The following is a 1,534-nucleotide window of genomic DNA, read 5'->3' on the forward strand; positions in this document are numbered from 1 at the left end:
TTGCAACTGCAAACGCATTCGAGAACGTCAGAACATCTTGCTCATTGATCACCAAACCATCGACCTGATCTTGCGCAATCATGCTATGAACAACGTCATCAGGAATGTAAGCCACGTCCAAAACGCCTGATTTCAAATCCGCAAGCAACTGTTTTAAATCGTCATAACGGTCAAAACGGTCCTGTTGCCACACACCTAAGTGCACCAACCCTTGTTTCTTTAAACTCAGTAGAATGCCCGATTTTTCTGGCGATGACTTGTCGCGCTCGCTCTCTTCTGCTTGGATAGAAACGTAATTGCTGTGCATGAATGGTTTAGTGATCAGCCAGTCTGACTTAGGGACTGGGCCCACATAAGATACCGGTACAATATCGGCATCAAACGCCGTCAACCCATTAGAAAGACTCGACGTCGGTTTCACATAACTAAAGGCCAAACCCGTACGCGACTGAATTAAGTCGATAAAGTCTGGGAAGAATCCGTCCAGCTTACCCGTGTGCGAATCTCGATAAAGAAATGGATACGCTTCATCACTGCTGCTGTACGTGATCGTTAAGTTACTTTTATGATTACGACGGTACGCCACCAGCAACTTGTCGTTGATGTGATACGGGTTTTTTGATGCCACAGAACGAATGTTTTTACCGCTCTGCTCCCATTCAAGAATTTTGTCGATGTTGTCGATCAGTTTCTGGTTGTCTAGTGAGGCGATAAAACTCACCTCCTCTTCTTGCAGCCAATTCGGAATATCGACAATTCCTTTCACAATATCATTAGCATCAAGGTATTCGGTAATGCCCACATAGGTGTAAATCAACGCGTTAGCTTTGCCGCGTCGAACGTCATCAAAAGCTTCTAAACGCGTTTTCACATAGATAATGTTGTCGATGCCCTGCGAGGTTAGATTGTCGCAATACACGCTACCTTCCACACACCCCCCTTTGATATCGCGAATATCACGATCTTTATAGCTAGCATCGCGATACCAAGCAGCGATGGTGCTGGAGAAAAAGGGTTTCGAGAACAGAAAACGCTTCTCTCTTTCTGGCGTTTTGCTAAAACCCACAGCGCCATCAATCACACCGTTTTCAACATCGTTAAGCAACGGCGGAATATGTTGATAAGCGCGCAGTTCTAGGTTGAGCCCAAGAACCTTAGCGATGTTAGAGAGATAATCGAGGTTGATGCCGTAAAATGGACCAACACTGTCTACAATGGAATTTGAAGAGTCGTTTTGTGTGATAACGCCGACTACGATGCTGTCTTTTGTATTTTCTTTCGCAAGCGCATTAAAGGAAACCGCAAGACTGGTTACGGTTGCGGTAAGTATGATTATTTTTCTTAGAATGCTGAACATAAATGCTTCCTCTAATTGGAAAGCCAGACTAAATTGATCAGCAAAAAAGTCAAATTTCGAACTTTAGCGAAATGACAATTAACTATATGTTTTTAATTGATTAATTAAAAATAAGTAAGGACATTCTGACAAGATATTCCACCTTTGACTACACGATATTTGCGTTCAATATCTCAA

General features: G+C 43.0%; 1 protein-coding gene. It reads right to left on the reverse strand.

Going from position 1 to position 1,534, the window contains the following annotated elements; all coding sequences use genetic code 11:
• Positions 1-1,357: transporter substrate-binding domain-containing protein (locus tag R7P67_RS24015; RefSeq protein WP_318086217.1), on the reverse strand; the 1,357-nt coding region annotated here is incomplete at its 3' end.
• Positions 1,358-1,534 lie beyond the last annotated feature (177 nt).

It is taken from the genome of Vibrio sp. Vb0937 (assembly GCF_033338855.1).